Genomic DNA, 22,402 nt, shown 5'->3' with positions numbered 1-22,402 from the left:
GTGACAGGTGCCCGTGCGTGTTCAGGTCACGTCGAACGGCAACTCCCGTACTCACGGCACGGCTTCGGCTTGGGCTTCGGCTTGTGTGTCGGTTTCGGCTTCGGCTTGCACGGCTTGTCGTAGTTGCTGTGGCACGGCTGCTTCTTCGAGACCGTGATCCGGGCACGGTCCGGGTTCGACCGGACGGTGCCGTTCTCGGCCGTGGCCACCGCGATGTTGGTGACGCTGCCGCGCCGCGCGTCGGCCCGGGTGACCACGTAAGTGCCGGTGCAGGTGGTGCTGTCGTCGTCGTCCCCGGCCGGGCCGAGGATCGTCGCCTCGCAGGTCACGTCGTCGATGCGGTTGTCGCTGACGCCGACGCCCGTCAGCTCCCGGTCGCCGGTGTTGGTGACGGTGTACGTGTACGTCACCCGGTCGCCGACGCGGTAGGTACGGGAGTCGTCCACCGTCTTCGTGACGCGCAGCCCGGGCACGCTCCTGGCCCGCAGCGTCACGTCGTCCGGCTCCGACACCACCTGCGTGGAGCCGGACCGCCCTTGCGCGGCGGCCACGTTGATGACCGTTCCCCGCGCGGCGTCCGCCCGGGTGACGGTGTACGTACCGGTGCAGGTCGTGCTGGCGGCCGGGGCCAGGGTCGTGGCCTGGCAGACCACGTTCGGCACCAGGTCGTCGGTGACGCCGACGTCCGTCAGCTCCTGGCCACCGGTGTTGGTGACCCGGTACGTGTACGTCACCTCGTCGCCGGCCCGGTACACGCGGCTGTCGTCGGCCGACTTCTCCAGCCGCAGCCCCAGTTCGGATTCGACGAGCACGGTCACGTCGTCGGGCGGTGAGACGACCGGGGTGGTCCCGGCCTGCCCCTGCGCGGTGGCGGTGTTGGTGACGGACCCGGCCGTCGCGTCCGCCGCCACGATCGTGTACGTACCGGTGCAAGTGGTGCTGTCACCGGTCTGCCCGTTCGGGGCGAGGCTTGTCGACGTGCAGGTCACACCCGTCAGCCGGTCGTCGGTGATCCCGATGTCCGTCAGCGCCACGGGACCGGTGTTGGTGACGGTGTACGTGTACGTCACCTCGTCGCCGACCTCGTACACATGGGTGTCGTCGGCCGACTTCTCCAGCCGGACGCCGGGCCCGGACTGCACCGGGAGGGTGACGTCGTCGGGCGGCGACTCGACCGGGGTGGTCCCGGCCTGCCCCTGCGCGGTGGCGGTGTTGGTGACGGACCCGGCCGTCGCGTCCGCCGCCGTGACCGTGTACGTACCGGTGCAGGTCGTCGTCCCGCCGACCGCGAGGGTGGTCTGCGGGCAGGTGATGCCGGTGACCCGGTCGTCGGTCACGGTCACGTCGGTCACCGGGACGGTACCGCTGTTGGTGACCACGTACTCGTACGGCACCTGCGTGCCCGGCGTCAGCGGGGTCTCCAGCGGCGGGTCCTGGGAGACCTGCTTGACCAGGTTGAGCTGGGGCAGCGCCGCCGCCGGGTGGACGGTGAGGTTGCGGATGAGGTGGACGTCGGTGAACAGCCCGGTCGACGCGGCGAACCCGAACTTGTAGGTAGCGGGCACCGGTTGGGGCGCCGGGGTCGACAGCACCTGCTGGGTGCCGTTGCCATCGTGGAAGTCGATCGAGACCGTGATCACCGGGCCGGGCGCCGGGGAGATCTCGACGGTCACGGTACGGCGCGACACCTCCAGCGCGTCCTCGGCGTCCTCCGGGTCAGCCGGGACCGTGGTGGTCGGTCCGTGCAACTGGCCCGGGAGGGTGGAGGGCCAGGGCCCGGTGGTCGTGAAGTTGCTGGTCGTCGCGTCGAGGAAGCAGTAGCCCTCGATGCCGTCGCCCGGCCCGCGCAGCGTCACCATGTTCGCGCCGGGCGCCGGGATCCGGAACGGCGTCCCGGCCGGGGAGCCGTCGGCGCAGCCGTTGCCGCGGTGCTCCCAGTCCCCGAAGTAGTTGCCGAGCACGTCCAGACCGACGCCCACGTATCCACGGTTGACGCCCGGCAGGAAGGTGGCATTCGGATCGTCGTTCGGCAGCTTCTGCGCGTAGCCGAGGCTGCCGCCGAAGGCTCCGGGCGCGGTCAGCGACGCGGCGCCGTCGATGAGGAAGAAGGAGATGCCGTCGGCCGGAGGGTTGGTCGTACCGCCGTACTGCCACTGGTCGAAGGTGGTGACCAGGCCCTGGTTCGCGGGCAGCGCGTGGTTGTAGAGGACGGCGGCGGACTGGTCGTTGGAGGCGTCGGTGAGCCGCAGATAGCCGTTCGGCGCGGCATTGTCCGGCGGCACGGGACCGGTCGCGCCGGCGGGACACCCGCCGAGCGGATGGGTACCGGGCCCGGGCGCGGGAGCCTGCGGCGCACCGGTGAGACAGGCGGGCCCGAACGCCTCGAACCCCGCGTCCGCACTGGCCCCGGTGAACGTCTCGTCGACCAGCGGCACGCCCACGGGTTGCGCGGAGGCGGCGGCCCGGCCCTGGGGAAGCGGTGACGCCGCCTGAGCAGGCAGGGCCAGCCCGGCGGCCACCAGCCCCAGCACGCCCAGCCCTCCGACGGCCACTCGACCGAGTCGGAATTGTCTAAGTATCATATGAATAAAGGTAGGGACGCCCCCGGCCCCTCGACCGCGACGCGGCCGGACCCTCACCACGCACCCACCTTCCGGCGTACGCATCCGAATGACACCCCGGACGCCCCAAGGGCGACACTTGTAGCGTTCACCCCCGGAAAGGCCAGAAACCATGAAGGACCGTCAGGCCCCGCACTGGGCCGCCACCCTCGACCGCTGCGGGCTCACGCGGACGGACGACCGGCCGGCACCCGACGGCCCACCCCTGAACGCCGCGTTCCACGCCGTGAACGGATTCGAGGTGCAGCCGACCGCGGCCGTCCCCGCCTCCCTCCCCCACGCCGCCGAGGACCTGGACACGGCATGGCACCACCACGCCGCACAAGCGTCGCTCTACGACGACAACGGCGAGTTCCTCATCCTCCCGCCCGTACCCGGCGGCAGCAAGATCGGCTGGGTACGCGTGAAGGACCCACTCGGCAGGAACCTCCCGTCCCGCATCTCCGGGGTGACCGGGTCACCCGAGTTCATGGCCGCTTCGGTCGACGGCCGCCACCTGTGCGCCGCGTCGGTCGAGGAGTCCGAATTCTGGGTGGTGGCGCACGAGTTCTGAGAGGACTCGGGCCGGCCTGCCGAGGAGCCCCCAGGTACTGACATGCCCGTGCCACTGCCGGAGGCACTGTCAGAGGCAGGGATTACTCTGCCCGGAAATGATCGACCGGGCCGAAAGGGCAGGCCCTGGACAAGGTGACGTACTCCTACGCCGAGGGGTGGGACGGCGACACCCGCCGCACGTTCGGACCGCTGACGCGGGCGGAGGCGCTGGAACGGGACAGTGCCGGGGAACCTTAAGTCGTGCTGCACCGGGCCCCGGGCCGCCCGGACCCCACCGAGGTGCACCTCGTCGCCTGGCGTGACCACTTCGTCGGGATGTGGACCTACGACGAGCTGGGACGACGAACCCGAGAAGCCGACTTGCGCCTGCTGGAGGACGACCGCCTGTTCCTGCGGCGGTACGTGGAACGGCGGTACGCCTCACCGGAACAGCCGGACCTGGCACCCGACGCCTGACAGCTCACGCTCGAACTCCGCCCCGGCCGCCGCGCCTTGAAGGTGGTGGACGAACGCGGTGCGAAAGGCGGTTCTTTCCACACCGTGGCCGATGTACCGGAAGAGCAGCGGTGGCACGACCGGAGCAGGTTCGGAGTCCGAGCGGACACACTCGGCGAAACGACCGCACAGCAGGTGGCCTTCGCGGCCCCGGCACAACATGGAGACAGCCGAACCGCGGCACATCGCCACGGTTCGGATCCCGTCCGGTCGTCTGGCCGTCTCGGACCCGGAGGACGAGATGCCCCGCGAACTCACCGAGCGCATACCCCCCCCGGCGAGTACGCCGTGGAGGCAGCCGTGGTCGTCGGTGAGGGCGAGTACGAGGGGCAACGTTTCCCGGTCACCGAGAAGCCCTCGGTACGCCTACTGATCCGCAACGAGCCGGCTGCCACCTGGGAGTTGGCCCTGAGCGAGGACGAAGACCCCCGTCTCGTCCTCGACGGCCACGCCTACGGCTTCGACACCGACACGGCGTCCGGCGGTTTCGCCGACGCCGCAGCCTGGGAGACGCTCTCCGAAAAGGTCAGGCGTTACTACGACCAAGAGGACGACGATGCATGCGAGTCCATCAGCGACGGCTATGTGCGCGCCGTCGACGAGAAGACCGGGAGCAGCCTGGTGTCGTTCTACACAGGGGGCGACGGCACCTGGCCGGTCTGGCTCGGCCGCTCCGCCACAGGTGACCTGGTCTCGGTGGTGGTGATCACGTCACACCTCTAGCGTCGCCCGTACAGCGACGCACCTCGTACGCAGGGTCAGCGTACGCGCACGTTCGGTGGACAGTACGTGTCACTTTCCGTGACGATGGGGCCCAGTCAGAAGCGGTAGGTGTGGCACGTGCGCGGGAGGTGGCCGACGGTGGCCTACGACAACACGGACGGCGGGGCGGGGAAGGGGAGTTGCGGCGAACCCGGGGTCTCGGACAGCTTGCGCACCTTCGGCGCGGTCGTCCATGCCTTACGGGAACACGCGGGCCTCAGCCGGGAGGAGTTCGCCGAGCGGGTCTGTTTCTCGAAGCACACGGTGGCCTCGGTGGAGCTGGGCCGTCGCATGCCGGAGCGGGACTTCGTGGAGCGTGCGGAGGAGGCGACCGGCAACACCGGCGCGCTGCGCAGGGCCGTCCCGCATCTGTCGCGGCAGGCGGGGCTGGCGAGTTGGTTCCGGCAGTGGGCCAGGCTGGAGACACAGGCGGAGACGCTGTGGACGTACGAGTGCCGGGTCGTCCCCGGCCTGCTCCAGACCGAACGCTACGCGCGGGCGGTGACGGAGAGCGTGCCGCCGGTGAAGGACGAGCACCAGGTGACCGAGCAGGTCACGGCACGGCTGGAACGCCACCGCCTGTTCGACCGCAGGCCACCGATCACGTTCAGCTTCATCATCGAGCAGTCCCTGCTCGAACGCGGCACCGGAGGCCCGGACGTGACAAGGGAGTTGCTCGACAGCCTCCTGGAACGGTCGTCGCAGTTCAACGTCGAGTTGCAGGTGATGCCCCGTCACCAGCCGGACCACGCAGGGTTCGACGGCCCGTTGATGCTCCTGGAGTCACCGGACAACAAGTGGCTCGGCTACGCGGAGGGACAGCGTGGCGGGATCCTGGTCTCGGAGCCGAAGGAGGTCAGCATCATGTTCCAGCGGTATGCGAGACTGCGCTCGCAGGCTCTCACCCCCGACGACTCCAGGAGTCTGCTGACGCGACTGCGAGGAGCGCTATGAGCAGCACCGACGAACTGGCCTGGTTCAAGAGCAGCTACAGCGGTTCCGACGGCGACGCCTGCGTCGAGGTGGCCCGGGGACCACGAGCCGTCCACGTCCGCGACTCCAAGAACCACCGAAGCCCCGAACTCGCCCTCTCCCCCACGGCCTGGCACGACTTCATCGACTTCGCGGCCGACGCCCAGGGCGCCGGTCACTCGGCGACGTCGACGCCGTAACCGCGAGCGAGGTCGGCCAGACCGTGGTCGTACCCCTGCCCGACGGCCCGCAGCCGTCGGCCCTCGCCTCTGCGGTACAACTCGGCGAGGATCATCGTGCGTTCGGTGGTGGCGGCGTCGAGGGTAGCCTGGGGAGTCTCCATGGGCAGCCGCTCCAGGTCGACGGCGACGGTCTGCTCGGTCGGGCCGTCGACGGCGAGCCGCACGGTGCCGTCAGGATGCTCGGGCACGCCGTAGAAGGCGAAGTCATCGTCCCCCGGCACCTGTTGGCGCCAAGTGGCAGCCACTGTCCAAACTGTGCCGGTGACGGGCAGGTCGAGAACGCCACCGCGAACCAGTACCGCCAAGGTGTCCTCCGGTTCCCCTCCCGCGAGGTCCTTGACGGGGGCGCGCGACCAGTCGGCGTCGTGAACACGCAACCCAAGCAAGGCGATGCACGTCATACGGCGATCCGTCTCGCCCCCGGGAAGCACCACGACGTCGGACACACTGGCCGAGAGGTTCACCGCGGCGGAGGCACCGAGCGCGACAGAACGAGCCCGTGCCTTGGCGGCGGCCTCATGCGTGCCGCCCAGCACCGGAACCCTGCGCCGGGAGACTCGGTGCGGGGACGGACACGCGCCGAGCGGTGCCTTTGGCCTGGCCGGGCCGTGCATCCTCCAACTGCCGCAGACAGGTGGGCTCGTCAACGAGCGGAACCCCTTCGTGCGCGGCGCGATGCAGCCTGGCGGACCCGGCGCCGGGATCCTTGGTGACGACGACGTGCATTTTCACACGCACCAGCACCATGCCCGGAGGTTCCGTGACAGAGCGCAACGCCACCTGGTGGGACCGACTGGAGGAAGAAGTCTGTGTCGTCGCCCCGACCGACACCCTCTCCGTCGCGCACGCCCTGCCTCCCACCGGACTGATCTACTCGGCTCGGATGCGGGGCAGGCAAATGCGGGACTCCGACGGGGTGTTCACCCAGTTCTACGAGGCACTACGCCTCCCGTCCCACTTCGGCTGGAACTGGAACGCCCTACGGGACTGCCTGACCGACCTGCACTGGATCGACGCCCCGCACATCCTCATCACCATCGACGACGCCGACGCCGTGCTGTCCGAGAGCACCGAGGAACGCGAATTCCTCTTCCGCGCCCTGAACGACGCCGTGAAGTTCTGGGCGAAAAAGCCCGAGCTACCGGCCCAGGAAAAGACCATTTTCCAGGCCGTACTCCTGAGCAACCCGACGAGCGCACCCGTCCGCGCCTGAGCAGCCTGGGAAGGAGGTCCGGCCGTCCAACGCCCTCCCCAGCTCGCCCGACTCCGTGGCCGAAATGGGGATACGCCTCCAGCGCACTGTCGGAGACTGGCGGGCGACGATCAACGGGGTGACGAGGAGAGGAGAGCGCGTCGATGGAGGCGTTCACATACGAGCCCGCCGCCGACCGGCTCTTCGGGGCGGTCCACATCGCGCTCGACCACGAGGACGGAACGCTGACGGTGAGCGGCGACGGCGTGCCGCGCACCGAGATCCGGCGGATCGCCGGTACCCCGCTGGAGAGTCATGTGCCGATCGGTACGCGTGACCAGCGACGGCTCACCCTGAGCGTCGAGGGCGCGGACGAGGCCCTGCGCCCTGCGAAGGGCTTCCTGACCCGGCGTTCGTATCGGGTGGAGGTCGAATCCACGGCGCGGGGGCACGGGTATCTGCTGGTGCCGGACTCCCTGGGCACCAGCCGCCTGCTGCGCGACGGCCGTCTCCTCGGCGTCTTCACGTCGACTGGGGACGGAACGGTCAGCGCCGCATGGGAGGGGTCGAACAGCGGCGAACGCGTGGAACCCCACGATGCCGCCGTGGGGTACGCGCTCGCCGCCGCCTTCGGGACGGGGGCCGAGCCGATGTGGAAGCTGACGCTGAACGTCCTGCTGGAGCTGTGGCCGTGAGCAGGGTCCGCCCTCATTCCCCGGCCTGCGGCAGCAGGTGGGAACAGGTCGAACGAGCGACGAAAGCGATGCCGTCGTAGTCCTTCGCCGGTACGAGCGGCGCGGTGTTGAACCGGTAGAAGAAGCGCGGCACGTTGGCACCGAAGCTGCGCTGTGCCTGCGGCGCGTGCAGCCACGGGGCTGTGCGGCGCAGGTCGATGTAGTAGTCGCCTTTCAGGGCGTCGGCGAGCCGTGCCTCGATGGACCGGGTACCGGTGCCGATGCGGTGCCGTACGGGAGGGGCCTGGAGGTCGTCGCCCCTGCGGGCGAGGAAGGAGCCCATGCCGAAGAGCAGGGCCAGGGCGTAGTAGCGGTCGCCGTACAGATCGCGGAGCCTGCTGCCGAGCGCGGTGACCCCGTCCCCGTATGTGCCTTTCGCGAGGTGGCCGTTGTGCGCCCAGACCATGACGCGGGCGGTCGGGTCGTCGTCCACGAGGCGGGCGACGGCGTCTGCCATGGCCCGGTCGCGGACGGCGAAGGCACTCTCCTCACCCACGGACTGGTCGAGCGAGCGGGTCACGAGATCGGCGGCGCGGACGAGGATCCGGGCGTGCTCCACGACGTCGTCGTCGGCGTCGTCGTGAGCGGCCAGGTGGCGGGCGACCTCCTCGGCGCGGTGCCGGAGCGCCTGTTCGGGGTCGGGGCGCGAGCCGGGGCGGGCGTGGACCAGGATCTCCAGGGCGCGGGCGTCCTCCTCCCGTTCGGGCGCGTACGCGTGCAGGAAGGCCGTGACGGCCTCGACGGAGTCGGCGCCGCGCTGCGGGTCGACGCCGGCGAAGCGGACTCGGCGCTCCTCGGGGAGGTCCCGGTTGTGCGAGCGGAGCCACTCGACGAGGTCGACCATCTCCTGGGTCCGCCAGGTCCAGAAGCCGAGCCGGGCGACGAGCCGGACGGGATCCCCGACGCCGTGCCGGACGTACGCGTCCACGGCCCGGGCGGCGGACTCGCTGGCCTCCATGGCCAGGGTGGTGAACCCCTCCTCACGTACCAGGAACTCCACGATCCGGTGCTTCAGCCGGAAGAACTCGGAGGTGCCGTGGGTGGATTCACCGAGACCGACGACACGGACGCCACGCAGCGTCACCCCCAGCGGCTCCAGGTCGTCGGTGGGCGCACCCGGGATCAGCGACTCCAGGGGGCGGGCGTGCTCGGTCAACCAGCGGGCGATGTCGTCGGGCACCGGGGTGCCTCTCCTCCCTGCGTGCGGAGGCGCGCGGCCCCTGCGGTCCGGCCGTGCCACCGCACCCGATCGTCTGTCAATTCTCCGCCTCGCGGTACGCCGTCAGGATGTCCTGAAGGTCTCGTACGGCGTCCTCCCGGCCATGATCGGAGTACACGCCCGCGACGTTGACGACAACTTCGTCCACGCCCGCACGGTCATATTCGGCCAGGCCGGCTGCGATCTCCTGTGCTGTCCCGTACAGGAAAACGCCGGCATCGACGAGGGCGCGGGCACCGATGGTCGGGTGACTGTGGTGCACGCGCAGCCCGGCGCGGCGGAGCATGTCGGAGTAGTGGGGCCCGGCAAGGTGGGCGCGGGCCGCCGTGTAGGCGAGCCGGTACGGACTGCGGTGCGGGCGGTTGACGGCGGCGTGCACGACGGTGACCAAGCGCGGCACGGGACGACCCGCTTCGGCGGCGCCCTCGGCCATGGCGGGCAGCAGGGTGTCCTGGACGTAGCCGTGCGGGGTCATCCAGCTGATCGCGGCGTCCGCGACCTGACCGGCGGCGCGCGCGAGCGTCGGGCGCAGCACGCCGAGCCCGGTCTCGACTCCCGGGTGCGGCAGAGCGGGCGTGGTCTGCCCCGGCCTAGTGACGCGGTGGGCCAGCATCCGGCTGTGGTGGCACCACGGCCGCGTGTACCGCGGACTCGCTCCGCTATGGACGGAGTTGCACGCCGCGTTCCCGGAGGACGCGCTCGAACGCACCCGGCCCGGCCACTGGTGGGACGTACTGACCCCGCGCAGCGTGCACCGCCGCTCTTACCGACGCGTCATCGAGTGCCGGGACGGACTGGTGCGGATCAGCCCCCATCTGGCGCTGGTGGCAGACACCGAGGGGCCCCTGGAGCCTGAGGTCGCGGCGTTCCATCTGCGGACGGCACTGCGGGCGTACGCGGCGGGAGAGGATGCGCCGTCGCAGGCGGTGCCGGTGGCACTGCCCAACGGGGACGGAAGCGGCGGACTGGAAGACGACGTACGGCAATTGACACGGATGTCCGAAGCCTTGGCGGCTTCGCGCATGTGAGGAACGGAGCACCGATGGAGACGGAAGCACTGATCTCGGCCGGGCAGGTGGTCATCGGGCCGCACGAGCGACGGCTGTTCGACGGTGCGGTTCTGGTCCGCGACGGCGTGATCATGGACGTCGGCCCGCGCAAGGAAGTGGAGGCCCGCGCTCCTGTCGGCGTGACACGCCACGACCATCCAGACGGCACGCTGCTGCCGGGCCTCGTCGACGCGCACGTCCACCTCGCGCTGGACGCGGGCCCCGACCCGGTCTCCGCGCTGCGGGAGGCAGACGACGCCACGGTGAGCAGGGGCATGGCCGACCGGGCACGCGCCCTGCTGGACTCCGGAGTCACCACCGTGCGCGACCTGGGCGACCGCAATGGCCTGGTGGTAGGGCTGCGCGACAGCATCGCGGCCGGCAGGTTGCCAGGCCCCCGGATCCTGGCCGCGGGCACGCCCGTCACGGGCCCCGGCGGCCACTGCTGGTTCCTGGGCGGCGAGGTCTCGGGGGCGGAAGCCGTCCGCGACCTGGTGCGCCGGAACGCGGCCCTGGGTGTCGACGTCATCAAGGTGATGGCGACGGGCGGTGGCATCACCAAGGACGGTCCGCCGATCTGGTCCGCGCAGTTTACGGCGGAGGAGCTGCACGTCGTGGTGGCCGAGGCGGCCCACGCCGGCCTCCCGGTGGCGGCCCACGCGCACGGCACCGAGGGCATCCGATCGGCGGTCGAAGCGGGGGTGACCACGATCGAGCACTGCACGTGGATCGACCAGGACGGCTTCCGGCTGATCGAGGACGTGGTCGATGAGATCGCAGCCAAGGGCATCCACGTCTGCCCGGCCGCCAGCCCCGACTGGCGAGGCTTCGCCCAGCGCTTCGGCGCCGAGCGCGCCGAGACGATGTTCGGCGGGCTACGCAGCATGCGGGAGCGGGGGGTCAGCTTGATCACCGGCACGGACGCCGGGGTGAGCCGTGCGGTCTTCGACGACTTCGTCTCCAGCCTGGAGTTCTTCGCCCATCTGGGCTGCACACCACCGGAGATCGTGGACTTGGCCACCCAGCGCACGGCCGAGGCCCTCGGCCTCACCGACACCGGAACCCTCATCCCGGGACACCGCGCCGACCTACTCGTCGTCCGGGGCGACCCCCTGCGAGACCTCCAGGCTCTCCGCGCCGTACGCCTGGTGATGGCAGCGGGCCGCGTGCACCGGTGACGCCCGACCACGGGCAGGTGTTGGTCTATTCGTCGTAACCACCTGTTCGGTCCCCGGTGTTGCGCAGATCAGGCGTCCTTCTTCACCGGCTCCAGAATCGCCACGCACTCCACATGATGCGTCATAGGAAACAGATCGAACGCCCGCAAAGTCCGCACCCGATACCCCCCGTCCCGGAAGTACCCCAGATCCCGCGCCAGCGCCGCCGGGTCGCAGGCCACGTAGGCGATGCGGCGGGCGCCGAGGGATGTCAAATGCTCGACCGTCTTCCTGCCCGCCCCCGCGCGCGGCGGGTCGAGGACGATCAGGTCGACCTCCGTGATGCCCGTGCGCGGGAGGACGCTCTCGACCTTGCCCTGTTCGATGCGGACGCGGTCGAAGCCGGCGAGGTTGTGTCGCGCGTCCTCGACGGCGCGCTTGCCGGACTCGATGCCCAGCACCGCGCCCTTGTCGCCGAGGCGGTCCGCGAGGGCGCCCGCGAAGAGGCCCACGCCGCAGTACAGGTCGAGCGCCATGTCGCCCTTGCGCGGCAGGAGGCCCTGCATGACGGCCTTGACCAGGGTGTCGGCCGCCTGCGGGTGGACCTGCCAGAAGCCGCCGCTGCCCACCCGGTAGGTACGGCCGTCGGCCCGCTCGCGCACGAACGCCCGGCCGTGCACCCGGTGGACGCCGCCGTCCTTCTCCTCGACGCGCATCACGGAGACGGGGCGGTCCAGCTCGACGAGGGGGAGGCGGGCGCCGGGGCGGGGTTCGAGGATCACCATGCGGTCCTGGGACCCGGTGGCGGCGATCGCGTCGACCGAGGCCATGCCGGACCAGTCGCGCTTCTCGATGCCGAGTTCACTGACACCGGGCGCGGCGATCATGCAGTGGTCGATCGGTTCGACCTCGTGCGAGCGGTGCCTGCGCAGTCCGGCGTTGCCGTCCGCGTCCACCGCGTACTGCACGCGCGTCCGCCACTGCGGTACCTGCCCGGCCGGGAGCTTGTCGCCCTCGGCCGGCATCACCGTGCCGTCCCAGCCGGCCTCCTCGGGGGTGAGCCCCGCGAGCCGCTGGAGCTGCTCGGCGATCACCTCGCCCTTGAGCCGACGCTGAGCGCCCGGCTTGGCGTGCTGCCAGTCGCAGCCGCCGCAGCGGCCGGGACCGGCGAAGGGGCAGGGGGCCTCGACCCGGTCCTTGGACGCGTCGAGGATCTGCACGGCGTCGGCACGCAGGAACCGCGCGCCCTCCTCGCCGTCGGTCACCCGGGCCACGACCCGCTCGCCCGGAAGCGTGTGCCGTACGAACAGCACCTGGCCCGAGTCGGTGCGGGCGATGCAGTGCCCGCCGTGGGCGACGGGGCCGATCTCGACCTCGTACTCGGTCCCCACCAGCGATTTCTTCGGTTCTGCCTGCATGGCGGGGTGACTCCAGTGACGAGAAAGGGAAACGGCCGGACAACAGCCCACCAGTCTACGTGGGTGCCGCCCGGCCGTTGACCAGAAAGCCCTGAGCCCCAAGCCCTGAGCCCCAAGCCCTGCGCGTCAAGCCCTGCGCGTCAAGCCCTGCGCGTCAGCGCTTCGTGCCCGACGGCCCGCCCGAAGACTTGCCCGACGTCCCGGCGGAGCCATCGGAACCCGAACCGCCGGAAGCCGAACCCCCGGCCCCCGCCCCCGTCTCCGCCGGCCCCCTCCGCACCGACCCCGGGGCGTTCCACTCCGACCGCTTGCGGGCGCGGTTGCGGGCCGCCTCGGAGGATTCGAGCTGGTAGGGGACGGACGTGACCATGACGCCCGGGGTGAACAGCAGCCGGCCCTTCAGCCGCAGCGCGCTCTGGTTGTGCAGCAGATGCTCGTACCAGTGACCGACCACGTACTCGGGGATGATCACCGACACCGCGTCGCGCGGCGACTCCTTGCGCAGGCTCTTGACGTACTCGATGATCGGCCGCGTGATCTCCCGGTACGGGGAGTCGAGGACCTTCAGCGGTACGGGGATCCCGCGCCGCTCCCACTCCGCGCGCAGCGCCTTCGTCTCGGTCGGGTCGACGTTGACGGTGAGCGCCTCCAGGGTGTCGGAGCGCATCAGCTTGGCGTAGGCGAGGGCGCGCAGCGTGGGCCGGTGGATCTTGGAGATCAGGACGACCGAGTGCACGCGGGACGGCCGTACGCTGTCGTCGCTCGGGCCCTCGGGGGCCGCGATCTCGTCGGCGACCCGGTCGTAGTGCTTACGGATGGCGGTCATCGTCGCGTAGAAGATGACCATGCCGAGCAGGGCGACCCAGGCGCCGTGGGTGAACTTGGTGAGCAGGACGACGACCAGGACCAGCCCGGTGAAGAAGGCGCCGAAGGCGTTGATCGCGCGGGAGCGGACCATGTGGCGGCGCTTGGCCTGGTCGGTCTCGGTGGCCAGGTGGCGGTTCCAGTGGCGGACCATGCCGATCTGGCTGAGCGTGAACGACACGAACACGCCGACGATGTAGAGCTGGATCAGCCGCGTGGAGTCGGCGCCGTAGATCACGATCAGCAGGGTGGCCGCGCCCGCGAGGAGCACGATGCCGTTCGAGAAGGCCAGCCGGTCGCCGCGGGTGTGGAGCTGGCGGGGCAGGTAGCGGTCCTGGGCGAGGATCGAGCCGAGCACCGGGAAGCCGTTGTAGGCGGTGTTGGCGGCCAGGAACAGCACCAGGGCGGTGGCGCCGGCGAGGATCAGGAACAGGAAGCTGCCCTTGCCGAAGACGGCCTCGGCGACCTGGGTGATCACCGGGTTCTGGACGTAGTCCGCGCCGACCGCGACGCCGTTGTGCACCAGGTCGACGGCCGGGTTCTCGGCCATCCGGACGTCGGTGACCAGGGCCAGGACGATGATGCCGCAGAACATGGTGACGGCCAGCAGGCCCATCAGCGCCAGGGTGGTCGCCGCGTTCCGCGACTTGGGCTTGCGGAAGGCCGGGACGCCGTTGGAGATCGCCTCGACGCCGGTGAGCGCGGCGCAGCCGGAGGAGAAGGCGCGCAGCAGCAGGAAGACGAGCGCGAAGCCCGCGAGGCCCTGGTGCTCGGGCTTGATCTGGTAGTCGGCGGTCGGTGCCCGCATGGTGTCGTCGAGGACCAGGCCCCGGAACGCGCCCCACGCGATCATGATGAAGACGCCCGTGACGAACACATAGGTCGGGATGGCGAAGAGCTTGCCCGACTCCTTGACGCCGCGCAGGTTCATCACGGTCAGCAGGACGACCACGCCGACCGCGCAGGCCACCTTGTGCTCGACCACGAAGGGGACCGCGGAGCCGAGGTTCTCGATGCCGGAGGCGATGGACACGGCCACGGTGAGGACGTAGTCGACGAGCAGGGCGCTCGCGACGGTCAGGCCGGCCTTGGCGCCCAGGTTGGTGGTGGCGACCTCGTAGTCGCCGCCGCCGCTGGGGTAGGCGTGCACGTTCTGCCGGTAGGAGGCGACCACGGTGAACATCAGGACGACGACCGCGAGGGCGATCCACGGGCTGAAGTGGTAGGCCGACAAGCCCGCGATGGACAGGACCAGCAGCACCTCCCCGGGCGCGTAGGCCACGGAGGACAGCGGGTCGGAAGCGAAGACGGGCAGGGCGACGCGCTTCGGCAGGAGGGTCTCCCCCAGCCGGTCGCTGCGCAGTGCGCGCCCGATCAGAATCCGCTTGGGCACGTCGGTCAGTTTGGACACAACAGAGGATCGTATGCCGTCGAACACGGGGACGCCCACCCTCCCCCGCCGCCGGGACGTCGCGTCTGCCTCACGGGTGAAATCGGCCACGGCACGGCTACGGATTCCACGGCGGCAGGGATCGGCATGTCTATATGACAAACTCCTGGCCCGCTGCCGCCACTCGGAGGTTCCATGCACTCGACCGCGGAGCTGATCGGCGCCGTCGGCACCCTCGTCGGCCTCGGAATCCTCACCTTCTTCAGCCTCTGGAGCATCAGCCGCCGCTGACTGTCCGAACTGTGCACGGGGGTGCCCCACATCGACCGCGCGTGTGTAGCTTGGTCGACGGTCTGAGACCCTGTTCTGAGCCACGCAAGAGAACTTATTGACATCTTGACTTCTTGACTCGGAAGGACGGTCGTGCACATCGTCATCATGGGCTGCGGCAGAGTGGGTTCCGCTCTCGCCCAGACCCTGGAGCAACAGGGGCACACGGTCGCCGTGATCGACCAGGACCCCACCGCCTTCCGACGTTTGGGCTCCGGCTTCGGCGGCCGCCGGGTCACCGGAGTCGGTTTCGACCAGGACACCCTGCGCGAGGCCGGTATCGAGGAGGCGGGCGCCTTCGCCGCCGTCTCCAGTGGCGACAACTCCAACATCATCGCCGCGCGGGTGGCCCGCGAGATGTTCGGCATCGAGAACGTCGCCGCGCGGATCTACGACCCGCGGCGCGCCGAGGTCTACCAGCGCCTGGGCATCCCGACCGTCGCCACGGTCCGCTGGACGGCCGACCAGATGCTGCGCCGGCTGCTGCCCTCGGGTGCCGAGCCGCTGTGGCGCGACCCGACCGGGGGCGTCCAGCTCGCCGAGGTGCACGCCGACGAGTCCTGGGTCGGCCACAAGATCAGCACGCTCCAGGAGGAGACGGGCGTCCGCGTGGCGTTCCTCACCCGGCTCGGCGAGGCGATCCTGCCGACCTCGCAGACGGTGCTCCAGGAGGGCGACCTGGTGCACGTGATGATGCGCAGCGACGACGTGGAGAAGGTCGAGGCGTCGTTCTCCGAGGGCCCGAAGGAGGACGGTCACTGATGAGAGTCGCCATTGCCGGTGCCGGTGCGGTCGGCCGCTCGATCGCGGGCGAGCTGCTGGAGAACGGCCACGAGGTCCTGCTCGTCGACAAGGCGCCGACCGCCATCTCGGTCGAGCGCGTCCCGCAGGCGGAGTGGCTGCTCGCCGACGCCTGCGAGATCACGTCCCTGGACGAGGCGGCCCTCCAGCGCTGCAACGTCGTGATCGCCGCGACCGGCGACGACAAGGTCAACCTGGTCGTCTCCCTGCTGGCGAAGACGGAGTACGGCGTCCCGCGCGTCGTCGCCCGCGTCAACAACCCCAAGAACGAGTGGCTCTTCAACGAGTCCTGGGGCGTCGACGTGGCCGTCTCCACCCCGCGTCTGATGTCCGCCCTGGTCGAGGAGGCGGTGAGCGTCGGCGACCTGGTCCGGCTGCTGCGCTTCAGCCACGGCGACGCCAACCTCGTCGAGCTGACCCTCCCGGAGGAGTCGGCGCTGGCCGGCACCCAGGTCGGCGATGTGGAGTGGCCCGAGGACACCTCCCTGGTCACCATCATCCGCGGCACCCGGGTCCTCACCCCGACCCGCGAGGACTCCCTGGAGCCGGGCGACGAACTGCTGTTCGTGGCCGCCCAGGCCCGGGAGGAGCAGTTGGAGGACCTGCTGTCGGTGCGGCGCGAAGGAAGCTGACCCGACGGCGAGGCCGTAAGCCCGCTTCTTACGACGACGGAGAGGCCGTACGCCGACTTCATACGACGACGGAAGGGCGCCCCGAGAATCCGGGGCGCCCTTCCGTGTCGCGCGGTTCGGGCGGCGTCAGTCCTCCCGGCGGTGCCGTCCGCCGTTGGCGTCGGCGGCAGCGGCGGCCTTCCGCTCCTCCTCGGCCTTCTCCTTCGCCTCCAGCTCCGCGAAGACGTCGATCGGCGCGGGCGCCTTCGCCAGGAAGACCCAGGTCAGCCAGACGGCGAGCAGGAACGGCGGGATCTTCAGCGCGACCAGCACCCAGCCGAACTGGGTGGTGTCGGCCCACCAGTACAGCGGGAAGAGGATCGCGCACTTGGCGAGCAGGATCAGGCCCCAGGCGTAGCTGGCCTTGGCGTACGCCGCCTTGCGGCCCGGGTTGCGGGTGCGCCAGGAGAGGTTCTCCTTGAACACCGGGCCGAGGATCAGCCCGATCAGCGGGACCCCGCACAGGGTCGTGACGATGTAGGCCAGCCCCAGACCCAGCGTGTAGAGCATGCCGGGGAGATAGAAGTCCTTGGCGTTGCCGGTCATCATCGCGAAGACGACACCGAAGGCCACGCCGAACACCCCGCTGAAGGCGTGCTTGACGGTGTCCTTCATCGCCAGGCGGACCACGACCAGGATCACCGAGACCACGAGGGCGGCGATCGCCGCCATGTGCAGGTCCTTGTTGATCGTGAAGATCGTGACGAAGAGCAGGCCGGGCATCACCGTCTCGACCATGCCCCGCACCCCGCCGAACGCCTCGAACAAGGCAGCCTCGGTCACCGCCCGGGCGTCGTCCTGCTGAGTGTCTTCGGTCGGCTTGTCGAGCGACGTCACCGGCTACTCCCTACCGAGGGGTCTCAGTTCGTACTTCGGGTTGAAGAGCACCCGGCGGCCTCTGCTCATGGAGACACGGCCCGATGCGATGAGCCTGCGCCCCGGTTCTATGCCCACGATGGAACGCCTGCCCAGCCACACCACGTCCAGCGCGGCGGTGCCGTCGAACAGCTCCGCCTCCAGAGCCGGGACACCGGCCCTCGGCCGCAGGGTGACCGTGCGCAAGGTACCAGTAACCGTCACTATCTGGCGGTCCTGGCAGTCTCCGATGCGGATGCAGCCGGCCGTCTCGGCGTCCTCGCGCAGCTCCTCCGACTCCAGGTCCTCCTGGGACGAGGAGAGCCGGTCGAGCATGCGCCGGAACCGGCCCACCGGCTTTTCGGAACGAGGAACAGCACTCATATCAGAAGCGTACCGGTGCCCGCCGACACCGCCGTACCCCGCGGTACGAGCACTGGCACTACCGTTCGAACCGGTATCCCGTCCCCGGTTCGGTGATGAGGTGCGCGGGGCGCGAGGGGTCGGGCTCCAGCTTGCGTCTGAGCTGGGCCATGTAGACCCGCAGATAGTTCGACTCCGTCCCGTACGACGGTCCCCACACCGCCTGGAGCAGGTGCCTGCGGCCGACCGGCCGGCCCGCGTTGCGCACCAGCACCTCCAGCAGCCGCCACTCGGTGGGCGTCAGCCGGACGTCCTCGCCGTCCCGGTGGACCTTCCCGGCGGCCAGGTCGACGGTGAACCCGCCGACCTCCACGACCACGTCACTGTCCACGGCCGCTTCGCGCACCGCGTCCCGCAGCCGGGCCAGCAGGGCGTCGAGGTCGAAGGGCTTGGTGACATAGGCGTCGGCGCCCGCCGCGAGGGACTCGGCTCTCTCGGCCGCGGAGTGCCGGGCGGACAGCGCCAGGATCGGCACCCGGGTCCGGTCGCGCAGCTTCTTGATCGCCTCGACGCCGTCCATGTCGGGGAGTCCCAGGTCGAGCACGACCGCGTCCGGCCGGTGGGCGGCGGCCAGCTCCAGGGCGGTGACGCCGTCCGGGGCGGTGTCGACCTCGTATCTGCGGGCGCGCAGGTTGATCACGAGGGCGCGCAGGGTCTGCGGCTCGTCGTCGACGACGAGCACCCTGGTGGGGTTCACCATGCGGCCTGCCTCTCTCAGCTCCCGAGGACCATGGTCCCCCGGCCGGGCCGGCCGGAGGGGGTGAGGGGCGCCCGCTCCGCCGCCCCTCACCCCCTTCATCGGACGAGACCCCCCGATCGGTTCACGCCTGCTCGATTCACGCGGAGTTCTGGGCGTGGGTCAGCGTCTCCCAGGCCACGAACAGGTTGTTGCTGCCCGCCGGGCGGCCGCGCTCGGTGAGCGTCTGGGTGTTGGTCATCGCGACGCCGAGCCGGTGGTGCAGCGCGTTGAAGCCGACCTCGGTGACCGGCCCGAGCCCCAGGTGCAGGGAACCCCCGCACAGCCAGCTCGGGACGGCCGTGCCCAGCTCGTACTTGGACTGGAAGCCGAGCGCCTGCCGCAGCCGTTCGCCGACATCGGTGCCGTAGAGGTCCTGGCCCTGGATGCGGCTGGTCTCGGCGATGTGGGAGATCGCGGAGATGCCGTAGCCGGTGTGGGTGAAGTCGCGGCAGGTCTCCTGGGTCAGGCCGGTGACGAAGGTGCCCTGGCCCTGCCAGTAGTTGACGATCTTCTCCCGGGTGTTGAGGTTCTGGCTCGGCACGGTCTTCGGCAGATCGCCGTCGGAGGCGAGGTAGACGTAGGCCGCGGTCCGGGTGCGGAACTTCCCCATGGCCTTGTCGTACGACGCCTTGTCCTCCAGGAAGACGGAGATCCCGACGGCGGCCTCCATCATCGACAGCTCCCAGTTGCCGTTGGAGTTGGAGCCGTTGATGATCTCGGGCAGATAGACGTCACGGAGCATGGTGGCGAACCGGCCGGAGTTCGGCCAGCCGCCGGTGTACGTGTACTTGATGATCTCCGCGGCCTTGGGCCAGGAGGAGCCGGCCCAGCCGGTCTGGAGCGGGGCGTTGCTGTTGGTGTGGTCCCTGACGACCGCCGACCAGGCGTCCATGAGCTGGATGGCCTTCCTGGCGTACCGCTCGTCCCGGGTGATGTACCAGGCGAGGGCGTCGGTGTACGCGGCGATGGCGTCCTCGCGCTCGTCGGTGCAGCCGTTGTTGGGGTTGGAGTAGGAGCCGCACTCGACGACCGCGCGGGGCTTGGGGGTGCGGTTCAGGTCGGCGTACTTGCTCGCCAGCATCTGGTCGAAGGCGCCCTTCCAGGGCTGGGCGCCGGCGTTGACCCGGGAGCGGGTGAAGTCCAACTGGCTCTTGGAGACGGTGACTCCGGGGTGGGCGAAGGTCGCGGGAGCGGCTTCGGCGCCGGCGGGCAGGGCGAGGACTCCGGCGAGGAGGGCGGTGACGGCCGCGAGAAGTGGGGTTCTGCGCATGCGTGGGGGGCCTTCCGTTCTCGTATGTGAACGTGAAGCGCCTTTATGAACAGGCGCGCTGAGCCGAGACGGTAGGTACAGACCAATCCGGCGTCAAGAGTTCACACACGAGAAGGACACAAGAAGGACACGAGAAAGGGCCGCATCCCGAACGGGATGCGGCCCTCGCCGTTTCTACGAAGCCGAACGAACCGTTTCGACGATCCTCAGCGGACCTCGGTGATCTCCGGTCCGCGCTGGAGCTGGCCCATGCCGCCGGAGAAGCGCGAGCCCTCCTCCTGCTGCTGGACACCCTCGGGCACCATCTGCGCGTCGTTGGGCAGCTTGAGGACGATCGGGTCACGGGGGGCCATCGGACCGTCACCGCGGACCACGACCGTGTCCCGGAAGATCTGCTCCAGCAGCCCGGCGGCCTGCGGCTGCACCGCGCCCTGCCCCGAGATCACCCCGCGCAGGAACCAGCGGGGGCCGTCCACACCGACGAACCGCACGACGTGGAAGCCGCCCGTGCCGTCGGGAAGCTGCACCGGCACCTGGGCCCTCAGCTCCCAGCCCAGGGGGCCCTCGACCTCGTCGATGATGCCGCCCTGCTGGGTGATGCCCGAGCCGATCTCCTCGCGCACCTCGCCCCAGATGCCCTCGCGCTTGGGCGCGGCGAACGCCTGGAGCTGGATGGCGCTGTCGCGCAGTACGACGGTGGCGGCGACGATCGCGTCACCCGCGACCTCGACCCGCAGCTCCATGCCGTCGACGCCCGGCACGAACAGACCGCCCAGGTCCACCCGGCCCTCGGCCGGGTCGCGGACCTCCGAGTCGTCCCACGGCCCGTCGGGCCGGGGCTCCGGCTCCAGCCGCACGCGCTCGCGCGGGCCGGTCACCTCGTCGTCCGCCTCAGTGTCGACACTGTCGACGACCTGCTCGGCCTCGCCGGCCGCGTTCTCGGCGGCACCCTTCTTGTTGCGACGTCCGAACACGTCACTGTCCTTCCCGGTCGGATACGACCGAAGCGTATCGATACCCACCCACACTGCCGCCCACGGCGGCCTGACCGCTTGCACCGTCCACCGAGGCGTGGCCGCCGGTGGACCCGAAGCCCCCCGCGGCCCGAGCCGAATCGGGAAGCTCCGCCACCTCCTGGAAGCGAACCCTCTCGACCTGCTGGACAACCAGTTGGGCGATCCGGTCGAAGCGCTCGAACCGCACGGACTCGCGCGGGTCGAGATTCACCACGATCACCTTGATCTCTCCACGGTACCCGGCATCAACCGTCCCCGGGGCATTCACGAGCGCGACTCCGCACCGGGCGGCCAGCCCGGAGCGCGGGTGCACGAAGGCCGCGTACCCGTCGGGCAGCGCCACGGAGACGCCCGTGGGCAGGACCGCCCGCTCCCCCGGCGCCAGTTCGCACGCCTCGGTGGTGCGCAGATCGGCCCCCGCGTCCCCGGGGTGCTCGTACGACGGAAGCGGTACGTCCGGGTCAACCCGGCGGATCAGGACGTCCAGCGGGGCACGGCTCACGGGTTCACCTCGAAGGCGCGGGCCCGCCGGATCTGGTCCGGGTCGCTCATGGCCGCCTGGATCTCCTCCTCGCGGCCGTGCTGCACGAAGTGCTCCACGGCGACCTCGATGAAGAGCGCGTCCGCGCGGACGGCGACGGGTCCCTCGGGGCCGCCGATCCGCCCGGTGGCGGTCGAGTAGATCTTGCGCCGGGCCACCGCGGTGACCTCGGCCTCCAGGTACAGGGTGGTACCGACGGGCACCGGCCGGACGAAGTCGGTCTCCAGCCGTCCGGTCACGGCGATCGTCCGCAGCAGCCAGTTCAGCGAGCCGAGCGTCTCGTCGAGCGCGGTGGCCAGCACCCCTCCGTGGGCGAGACCCGGCGCGCCCTGGTGGGCGGCCTGCACGGTGAACTCGGCGGTCACGGTCACGCCCGCACCGGCCCGCGCCTCCAGGTGCAGCCCGTGCGGCTGCCCGCCACCACATCCGAAACAGTGTTCGTAGTGGGCGCCGAGAAGCTCGCCCGGTGCGGGGGCGTCGGGATGACGGACGGGTTTCCCGGCGTCGGCCGGGGGCTGAAGAGCTGCGGAAGTACCACTCACAGCCGCAGACCTTACCCGCGCGTCCGCCCGACCCCGACACCGTGCCAAGCTTGCTTCCATGCAGCTCTCCGCCACCCCGTACGAAGAACGCCTCACCGCCCCCCGCTCCTGGTGGCTGGTGTCGTTCCTCGTGGGCGTCTCCTTCGCCCTGATCCTGCTGCCGTTCGGCACCCTGCCGCTGCTCGGCGGGCTGGTCGGCGGCACCGCGGCCGCCGCGGTCGTGGCCAGCTCCTACGGCTCGGTCCGCATCCGGATCGTGGGCGACTCACTGATCGCCGGGGAGGCGAAGATCCCGGTCACGGCCCTGGGCGAGGCGGAGGTCCTGGACGCGGAGGAGGCGCGCGCCTGGCGCACGCACAAGGCCGACACGCGCGCGTTCCTGCTGCTGCGCGCCTACATTCCGACGGCGCTGCGGGTGGAGGTCACCGACCCGCAGGACCCGACGCCCTACCTGTACCTGTCGACCCGGGAGCCGGAGCGGCTGGCCCAGGCCCTGGCGGCGGCACGGGAGGCCGCGGCGGCGTCCTAGCCGCCTCTCGGTCAC

Annotated in this window: 25 protein-coding genes; 12 read left to right on the top strand and 13 right to left on the bottom strand. The window is 70.5% G+C overall.

The genetic code is table 11. From position 1 onward, the window contains the following. Positions 1-26 precede the first annotated feature (26 nt). Positions 27-2,552, bottom strand: coding sequence for a CLIPPER-2 domain-containing protein (locus AFM16_RS29225; RefSeq protein ID WP_078635221.1), 2,526 nt, complete (start codon positions 2,550-2,552; stop codon positions 27-29). Between the two features lie 181 nt (positions 2,553-2,733). Here AFM16_RS29225 and AFM16_RS29220 point away from each other — a divergent pair, with 181 nt between their 5' ends. From AFM16_RS29220 to AFM16_RS29205, 5 genes are all read left to right on the top strand, one after another. Beyond that, positions 2,734-3,174: a PH domain-containing protein gene (locus AFM16_RS29220; RefSeq protein WP_078635220.1), complete on the top strand. Its 441-nt coding sequence runs from the start codon at positions 2,734-2,736 to the stop codon at positions 3,172-3,174. Between the two features lie 242 nt (positions 3,175-3,416). After that, entirely contained in the window at positions 3,417-3,632 is a 216-nt protein-coding gene (locus AFM16_RS40235) for a hypothetical protein (protein WP_245177827.1), read from the top strand. Between the two features lie 339 nt (positions 3,633-3,971). After that, on the top strand, positions 3,972-4,394 hold the full coding sequence (locus AFM16_RS40230; RefSeq protein ID WP_245177826.1) for a DUF4241 domain-containing protein: 423 nt from the start codon (positions 3,972-3,974) through the stop codon (positions 4,392-4,394). 138 nt (positions 4,395-4,532) lie between these two features. Beyond that, the gene (locus AFM16_RS29210) at positions 4,533-5,387 is read left to right on the top strand and encodes a helix-turn-helix domain-containing protein (protein WP_030789881.1); all 855 of its coding nucleotides are present in this window, start codon (positions 4,533-4,535) and stop codon (positions 5,385-5,387) included. Beyond that, positions 5,384-5,605: a DUF397 domain-containing protein gene (locus AFM16_RS29205; protein WP_078635218.1), complete on the top strand. Its 222-nt coding sequence runs from the start codon at positions 5,384-5,386 to the stop codon at positions 5,603-5,605. Before AFM16_RS29210 ends, AFM16_RS29205 begins: the two co-directional genes overlap by 4 nt. Here AFM16_RS29205 and AFM16_RS40225 read toward each other — a convergent pair. Next, a complete protein-coding gene (locus AFM16_RS40225; protein ID WP_245177825.1) occupies positions 5,581-5,892 on the bottom strand; it encodes a TerD family protein in 312 nt (103 codons plus the stop codon). The two genes, AFM16_RS29205 and AFM16_RS40225, sit on opposite strands and share 25 nt — an antisense overlap. 515 nt (positions 5,893-6,407) lie before the next feature. Between AFM16_RS40225 and AFM16_RS29195 the strand changes: the two genes are divergently transcribed. Together AFM16_RS29195 and AFM16_RS29190 are read left to right on the top strand one after the other, a co-directional pair. Then, positions 6,408-6,860, top strand: coding sequence for a barstar family protein (locus AFM16_RS29195; RefSeq protein ID WP_245177824.1), 453 nt, complete (start codon positions 6,408-6,410; stop codon positions 6,858-6,860). A 143-nt stretch (positions 6,861-7,003) separates the two neighbouring features. Continuing rightward, complete coding sequence (locus tag AFM16_RS29190) at positions 7,004-7,534, top strand: hypothetical protein (protein ID WP_078635214.1); 531 nt, start codon at positions 7,004-7,006, stop codon at positions 7,532-7,534. A 13-nt stretch (positions 7,535-7,547) separates the two neighbouring features. Here the strand turns inward: AFM16_RS29190 and AFM16_RS29185 are convergent, their stop codons facing one another. Both AFM16_RS29185 and AFM16_RS29180 read right to left on the bottom strand, forming a co-directional pair. Then, positions 7,548-8,753 carry an erythromycin esterase family protein gene (locus AFM16_RS29185; RefSeq protein ID WP_078635212.1) on the bottom strand — a complete coding sequence of 402 codons (1,206 nt, stop codon included), beginning with the start codon at positions 8,751-8,753 and terminating at the stop codon, positions 7,548-7,550. Between the two features lie 76 nt (positions 8,754-8,829). Beyond that, a complete protein-coding gene (locus tag AFM16_RS29180) occupies positions 8,830-9,405 on the bottom strand; it encodes an LLM class flavin-dependent oxidoreductase (protein WP_078635209.1) in 576 nt (191 codons plus the stop codon). Here AFM16_RS29180 and AFM16_RS29175 point away from each other — a divergent pair. Together AFM16_RS29175 and AFM16_RS29170 are read left to right on the top strand one after the other, a co-directional pair. After that, positions 9,368-9,820 carry an MAB_1171c family putative transporter gene (locus AFM16_RS29175; RefSeq protein ID WP_348634586.1) on the top strand — a complete coding sequence of 151 codons (453 nt, stop codon included), beginning with the start codon at positions 9,368-9,370 and terminating at the stop codon, positions 9,818-9,820. The genes AFM16_RS29180 and AFM16_RS29175 overlap by 38 nt on opposite strands. 14 nt (positions 9,821-9,834) lie before the next feature. Beyond that, positions 9,835-11,019: an amidohydrolase family protein gene (locus tag AFM16_RS29170; RefSeq protein WP_078635205.1), complete on the top strand. Its 1,185-nt coding sequence runs from the start codon at positions 9,835-9,837 to the stop codon at positions 11,017-11,019. A 68-nt stretch (positions 11,020-11,087) separates the two neighbouring features. Here the strand turns inward: AFM16_RS29170 and AFM16_RS29165 are convergent, their stop codons facing one another. Both AFM16_RS29165 and AFM16_RS29160 read right to left on the bottom strand, forming a co-directional pair. After that, positions 11,088-12,416: a class I SAM-dependent RNA methyltransferase gene (locus AFM16_RS29165; RefSeq protein ID WP_030789902.1), complete on the bottom strand. Its 1,329-nt coding sequence runs from the start codon at positions 12,414-12,416 to the stop codon at positions 11,088-11,090. A gap of 154 nt (positions 12,417-12,570) precedes the next feature. Then, on the bottom strand, positions 12,571-14,691 hold the full coding sequence (locus AFM16_RS29160; RefSeq protein WP_078635203.1) for an APC family permease: 2,121 nt from the start codon (positions 14,689-14,691) through the stop codon (positions 12,571-12,573). 402 nt (positions 14,692-15,093) lie between these two features. Here AFM16_RS29160 and AFM16_RS29155 point away from each other — a divergent pair, with 402 nt between their 5' ends. Both AFM16_RS29155 and AFM16_RS29150 read left to right on the top strand, forming a co-directional pair. Then, the gene (locus AFM16_RS29155) at positions 15,094-15,762 is read left to right on the top strand and encodes a potassium channel family protein (protein ID WP_030789906.1); all 669 of its coding nucleotides are present in this window, start codon (positions 15,094-15,096) and stop codon (positions 15,760-15,762) included. Beyond that, positions 15,762-16,433 (top strand): potassium channel family protein, encoded by a 672-nt coding sequence (locus AFM16_RS29150; RefSeq protein ID WP_030789910.1) that lies wholly within the window; start codon positions 15,762-15,764, stop codon positions 16,431-16,433. Before AFM16_RS29155 ends, AFM16_RS29150 begins: the two co-directional genes overlap by 1 nt. 126 nt (positions 16,434-16,559) lie before the next feature. Here AFM16_RS29150 and AFM16_RS29145 read toward each other — a convergent pair whose 3' ends face one another. From AFM16_RS29145 to AFM16_RS29115, 7 genes are all read right to left on the bottom strand, one after another. Next, positions 16,560-17,309 (bottom strand): DUF3159 domain-containing protein, encoded by a 750-nt coding sequence (locus tag AFM16_RS29145; RefSeq protein ID WP_030789913.1) that lies wholly within the window; start codon positions 17,307-17,309, stop codon positions 16,560-16,562. A 3-nt stretch (positions 17,310-17,312) separates the two neighbouring features. Further along, positions 17,313-17,711 (bottom strand): OB-fold nucleic acid binding domain-containing protein, encoded by a 399-nt coding sequence (locus tag AFM16_RS29140; protein WP_037875712.1) that lies wholly within the window; start codon positions 17,709-17,711, stop codon positions 17,313-17,315. A gap of 58 nt (positions 17,712-17,769) precedes the next feature. After that, complete coding sequence (locus tag AFM16_RS29135) at positions 17,770-18,450, bottom strand: response regulator transcription factor (RefSeq protein ID WP_030789918.1); 681 nt, start codon at positions 18,448-18,450, stop codon at positions 17,770-17,772. Between the two features lie 136 nt (positions 18,451-18,586). Beyond that, positions 18,587-19,759 (bottom strand): alginate lyase family protein, encoded by a 1,173-nt coding sequence (locus AFM16_RS29130; RefSeq protein ID WP_030789921.1) that lies wholly within the window; start codon positions 19,757-19,759, stop codon positions 18,587-18,589. Between the two features lie 206 nt (positions 19,760-19,965). Next, the gene (locus AFM16_RS29125) at positions 19,966-20,733 is read right to left on the bottom strand and encodes a DUF3710 domain-containing protein (RefSeq protein WP_030789924.1); all 768 of its coding nucleotides are present in this window, start codon (positions 20,731-20,733) and stop codon (positions 19,966-19,968) included. A 1-nt stretch (position 20,734) separates the two neighbouring features. Next, positions 20,735-21,277 carry a dUTP diphosphatase gene (dut, locus tag AFM16_RS29120; protein WP_030789927.1) on the bottom strand — a complete coding sequence of 181 codons (543 nt, stop codon included), beginning with the start codon at positions 21,275-21,277 and terminating at the stop codon, positions 20,735-20,737. After that, positions 21,274-21,858, bottom strand: a complete 585-nt coding sequence (locus AFM16_RS29115; protein WP_030789930.1) for a PaaI family thioesterase — start codon at positions 21,856-21,858, stop codon at positions 21,274-21,276. The genes dut and AFM16_RS29115 overlap by 4 nt, the downstream gene beginning before the upstream one ends. Positions 21,859-21,916: 58 nt before the next feature. On the opposite strand from AFM16_RS29115, the gene AFM16_RS29110 reads away from it, so the two are divergent. Continuing rightward, positions 21,917-22,387 carry a DUF3093 domain-containing protein gene (locus tag AFM16_RS29110; RefSeq protein ID WP_078635201.1) on the top strand — a complete coding sequence of 157 codons (471 nt, stop codon included), beginning with the start codon at positions 21,917-21,919 and terminating at the stop codon, positions 22,385-22,387. The last annotated feature ends 15 nt before the right edge of the window (positions 22,388-22,402 follow it).

This window comes from Streptomyces antibioticus, from assembly GCF_002019855.1.
Classification (GTDB): Bacteria; Actinomycetota; Actinomycetes; order Streptomycetales; family Streptomycetaceae; genus Streptomyces; species Streptomyces antibioticus_B.
This window is presented reverse-complemented; position numbering and strand designations above follow the sequence as displayed.

Bases quoted from the DNA above. Each gene is read 5' to 3' on its own strand.
- AFM16_RS29220 (WP_078635220.1), top strand. From the start codon at position 2,734: ATGAAGGACCGTCAGGCCCCGCACTGGGCCGCCACCCTCGACCGCTGC.
- AFM16_RS29135 (WP_030789918.1), bottom strand. From the start codon at position 18,450: ATGGTGAACCCCACCAGGGTGCTCGTCGTCGACGACGAGCCGCAGACC.
- AFM16_RS29170 (WP_078635205.1), top strand. From the start codon at position 9,835: ATGGAGACGGAAGCACTGATCTCGGCCGGGCAGGTGGTCATCGGGCCG.
- AFM16_RS29130 (WP_030789921.1), bottom strand. From the start codon at position 19,759: ATGCGCAGAACCCCACTTCTCGCGGCCGTCACCGCCCTCCTCGCCGGA.
- AFM16_RS29110 (WP_078635201.1), top strand. From the start codon at position 21,917: ATGCAGCTCTCCGCCACCCCGTACGAAGAACGCCTCACCGCCCCCCGC.
- AFM16_RS29165 (WP_030789902.1), bottom strand. From the start codon at position 12,416: ATGCAGGCAGAACCGAAGAAATCGCTGGTGGGGACCGAGTACGAGGTC.
- AFM16_RS29180 (WP_078635209.1), bottom strand. From the start codon at position 9,405: ATGCTGGCCCACCGCGTCACTAGGCCGGGGCAGACCACGCCCGCTCTG.
- AFM16_RS29150 (WP_030789910.1), top strand. From the start codon at position 15,762: ATGAGAGTCGCCATTGCCGGTGCCGGTGCGGTCGGCCGCTCGATCGCG.
- AFM16_RS29140 (WP_037875712.1), bottom strand. From the start codon at position 17,711: ATGAGTGCTGTTCCTCGTTCCGAAAAGCCGGTGGGCCGGTTCCGGCGC.
- AFM16_RS29205 (WP_078635218.1), top strand. From the start codon at position 5,384: ATGAGCAGCACCGACGAACTGGCCTGGTTCAAGAGCAGCTACAGCGGT.
- AFM16_RS29190 (WP_078635214.1), top strand. From the start codon at position 7,004: ATGGAGGCGTTCACATACGAGCCCGCCGCCGACCGGCTCTTCGGGGCG.